This window comes from Luteibacter sp. CQ10, from assembly GCF_040900725.1.
Lineage (GTDB): Bacteria > Pseudomonadota > Gammaproteobacteria > Xanthomonadales > Rhodanobacteraceae > Luteibacter.
In genome coordinates this window covers 1-3,777 of record NZ_JAEUYM010000020.1, presented here as the reverse complement: position 1 = coordinate 3,777, position 3,777 = coordinate 1, and the positions used below count along the sequence as shown (strand labels likewise).

At 69.7% G+C, this 3,777-nt stretch carries 1 protein-coding gene; it reads left to right on the top strand.

The window, feature by feature from the left end:
- The coding region (locus tag JNG39_RS21040) for an SDR family NAD(P)-dependent oxidoreductase (protein WP_368313916.1) at positions 1 to 3,777 on the top strand (3,777 nt) is incomplete at both ends.

Genomic DNA, 3,777 nt, shown 5'->3' with positions numbered 1-3,777 from the left:
GAAGCCTGGGCGCGCATCGACGGTGCGCCGCGTCGCGCGGCGGTCAGTTCGTTCGGCTACAGCGGCACCAACGCGCATCTCGTGATCGAGGAATACGTCGACACGACGCCCGCGGCCACCGACCCGTCCGTGCTGGATCAGGTCTTCGTCCTCTCGGCCCGCACGCCCGAGCAATTGCGGCAACGCGCGGCCGACCTGTTGGCGGCGATCGACGCCGGACGTCTCGACGAAACGAGGGTGGCTGCGGTTGCGTATACGTTGCAGGTGGGACGCGAAGCGATGCGGCATCGCCTGGCGATCAAGACGAGCTCGCTGTCGCGGCTGGCGGACCGCCTGCGGCAGGTCGTCGACGGCGACTCGCGCATCGACGACTGCCACGTCGGCGAGGCGCGACAGGGCAAGGGCATGCTGGACGCGTTCACCGCCGACGAGGACACCCATGAGCTCATCGGGAAATGGCTCCGGCGCGGCAAGCACCACAAGCTGCTCGACCTGTGGGTGAAGGGCCTCGCCATCGACTGGCGGCGGCTGCACGCGCGCGCGCCGTCGCGCGTCGCCCTGCCGACCTATCCCTTCGCCCGTGACCGCCACTGGGTGGCGAAGGCTGCCGCATCGGTCGATGCGCCGCGCGTACCGTTTCTCCACCCGCGGATCCAGCGCAACACTTCCATGCTGGACGAACAGCGCTTCAGCAGCGATTTCACGGGTGTCGAAGCCGGATTCGTCGACCGTGGCCGCGGCCGCGAATGCCATGGCGTGACGCTGCTGGACATGGCTCGCGTCGCGGTGGAACTCGCCGCGGGATGGGCACTCGGCGAAGAGGCCATCGTGTTGCACGACGTCGACTGGAACGAACCGGCGCTCGGTCTCGACGGCGCCCTGCGCCTGCATGTCGCGCTTTCCGGCAGCAGTGACGGTCCGGTTCGCTACGACGTGTACGGCGACGATGCGACGGCGCCCCGTCGCTTGCACGTCACCGGCATGGCGTCGCGATCGTCGGAACGTCCATCGTCCATGGATGTCGCCACCCCGGACGATGCCGATAGCGAAAGGCTTCTCGTGCCCTGGCACATCGAAGCGGATACGCCCGAACCGCCGATGCTCGTCGATACCGACGCCTTCGTGCGGCTGCTCGACGCCGTGCGATCCTGGCTGGGCCTTGCCGAGGGCACCGTGTTGCGCATCGAACACCTCGACCGCGCGACGATCCATGCGCTCCCGCGCGGCGCCGGCCACGCCATCGTCGAGAGATCGGCCGGCGACGAGGGCACCACGCTGGATCTGTGTCTGTGCGACGACGGTGGTGAGGTCATGGTGGCCTTCGAAGGGCTCCGCCTCGGGCGCGACGTGCATGCTCGCCCTGCCGACACGGAGACAGCGAGCGAACCGATGATCCTGCAGGAGCGCTGGGAGCGCTCGCCCGTCGCACAGACGAATGCCGCCCCCTCCGGGACGGTGTGTTTCGTCGTCGGCGAAGCGATGGTGGAGCCGATCGCTCGTGCGCTGCACGACGTCGCCCCGGGCATCGTCCCGGTGTGGCTGGTGATCAATGGCGGTGCGGGGCAAGCCCACGCGGCAAGGCGCGGGGACATGGCGGCCCATGCGACCGCCATGGCATCGATCGCCGCCGCCCACGGCACACTCGATGCGCTGGTCTACGCCGCAAGCCTGCAGGCGCCCGCGACCGGCGCCGACTGGGCCGACGTGCTGTGCATCGTGCGCAACCTGGCTTCGACCAACGAGGTGCGCTGCCGCCGTCTCGTGCTGTGCACCGCCTACGACGACGCGCTGTCGCGTGCCCACGCCGAATCGTGGATCGGGCTGGAGCGGTCGTTGCACGTCCTGGCACCGGGCTTCGCGACCTCCGTGGTGATCCAGGAGGGTCCGGCGCGACGCGCCGAGGCGGTGGCCGAGTGGACGCGCCGCATCGTCGGCGAACTCGCGGCACCGTTCGCGCGTAGCGTGTTGCACGCGCAGGGCGAACGCTTCGTATCGCAGGTGCGCGAACCCCGCCTCGATTCGCGTCCAGGCGTGCTGCGCAACGGTGGCGTGTACTGGGTCACCGGGGGAGCCGGCGGGCTGGGCGGCATCGTTACCCGGCATCTCATGAACCGATACGACGCGAAGGTGGTCGTCAGTGGCCGACGCGTACTGGACGATGCGCTGCGCCGCGAACTGTCCGGCTGGGAAACGCGCGCCGGCGAGTGGCTCTACGTCACGGCCGACGCCGCCGACGAAGCGGCCATGCGCGCCTGTGTCGCCCAGGCGGTGGAACGCTTCGGACCCATCGAGGGCGTCGTGCACGCGGCGGGCACGCTCGAGCATACGTCGGTGCTGGACAAATCGGCGGACGCATTTGCTCGCGTTCTGGCGCCAAAGGTGGCCGGAGCCCTGGCGCTCGACGCGGCACTGGTGAAACAGGCGCCGCGCTTCATCTGCTATTTTTCGTCGACGTCCGCCGTGCTGGGCGATTTCGGTGCGGGCGACTATGCCGTCGCCAACCGCTTCCAGATGGCGTATGCCGATCACGTCGCCGGCAACGGGGCCACCCGGCGTATCGCCATCGACTGGCCCGCCTGGGCCGACGGCGGCATGCGCCTGGGTGACGAACAGGCGACGAAGCTGTACCTGCGTTCCACCGGCCAGCATGCGCTGGACGGCGCGACGGGACTGGACGTGTTCGAGCGCGTGCTCGGCCAGCCGTCGGGCCATTACCTGGTCATGGTCGGCGATCGCCCGAGGATCGCGCGTTACCTCGGGCTGTCCGGCGATGCCGAGGCGCCGGCCGCCGTCATCGCGCCGATGTCCACGCCGCCGTCGACGCGGACGGCGGGGACGGCTACCGCGCCGGGCAATCAGAGCGTGGAGCAACGTCTTCGCCGCGACCTGCGGCAACAGGTCTGCGAACTGCTCAAGCTTGCCGAAGCCGAGGTGTCTCCGAGCGAGAATCTCGCCGACTACGGTTTCGACTCGATCCTGCTGGCCCGCTGGGCAAGCCGGATCTCCGAGCGCTACGCCATCGCGCTGACGCCGGCGGTGTTCTTCAGCCATCCGACGCTCGGCCAGGTGGGCGATCATCTGCTCACGAGCCATGCCGCCGCGATCCGCGCCGCCTACGACGACACGGCAGTGTCGCCACGCGGGGCGACGCCGGCGGCCGCTCCGCGTCGACGACCGATCGTGCAGACGCGCGACGAGGCGATGGCGTCCGCGACGGTGCCCGAATCCATCGCGATCATCGGCATGAGCGGACGCTTCCCGGCCGCTAGGGACGTCGCGAGCTTCTGGGAGACCCTCGTCGAGGGACGCGATGCCGTGACGGAGATTCCGCGCGAGCGCTTCGACTGGACGGCCTACGTCGGCGAAGATGCGCCTGCGGGTCGACGCATGAGCGGACGGTGGATGGGTGCCTGTCCGGGCATCGGCGAATTCGACGCCGCGTTCTTCGACATCTCGCCGCGCGAGGCCCTGGGCATGGACCCGCGACAGCGCCTGCTCATGCAGGAAGCATGGAACGCGCTGGAAGACGCGGCGGTCGGCGCATCGCACGCGACCGCGCAGAAGATCGGGGTGTTCGTCGGCGCCGAGCAGGGCGAGTACCAGCACATGGTGGGCGAGCACGGCACGCTGACGAGCAACCATGACGCGATCCTCGCCTCGCGCCTGTCGTACTTCCTCGACCTGCGCGGCCCGGCGATGACGATCAACACGTCGTGCTCGTCGGGTCTCGTCGCGGCGCACCAGGCGTGCCAGAGCCTGCGCGCGGGCGACTGCGAC